A 575-nucleotide genomic window follows, 5' to 3' on the forward strand; every position below is an offset into this window, starting at 1 on the left:
GGTCTTGAGATCCCGGTACCGGTGTCGGTCATTGCCTTTAACCTGGGCAAGCCGGTGACGGTTAAATACACCGTAACTCGAGGGACGAATAGGCCACAAGACTCACAGCCCTTCTCGCTGAGTGTGCAGAGCATTCCCAATCAGGATGGCGCCTTGCCAACGCCGGCCATCGACGGTGCGGTGGGCAACGTGCTGGACGTCAACAGCCTGGTAGGCACTGAGAATCTGCGGGTGGCTCAATGGCCGTTTCAGCTTGCAAGGCAGAACGTCTGGCTGCGCTATGACGGTATCCTGGATAACGGCACATCGACCGAATGGGTCGTCTGGGCCGGCGCGGTGCATTCTACGTCGTCAGGGCTGATCGCGCTGGCTCCCAGGGACTGGCTGAAAACGCTCAAGGACGGCAGCGAGCTAAAGGTCACCTTCCGGGTGAACTTCGATAGGGTGGCCGATGCCGCTACGGCGGTGACCTTCCCGCTGCGCACCTATACCATCAGAGCGGTGGCATTGATTACCCCCACCCTTACCACCGTGTCGGACTCCAGAGGGCCTGTTCCCGAGGGTGGCATCACCGT

General features: G+C 60.5%; 1 pseudogene. It reads left to right on the forward strand.

Annotation, left to right across the window (positions count from 1 at the left end):
* Positions 1 to 575 (forward strand): annotated as a pseudogene (locus tag E3W21_RS31265) (hypothetical protein); the annotation flags it as partial.

This window comes from Pseudomonas sp. F01002, assembly GCF_004402115.1.
GTDB lineage: Bacteria > Pseudomonadota > Gammaproteobacteria > Pseudomonadales > Pseudomonadaceae > Aquipseudomonas > Aquipseudomonas frigoris.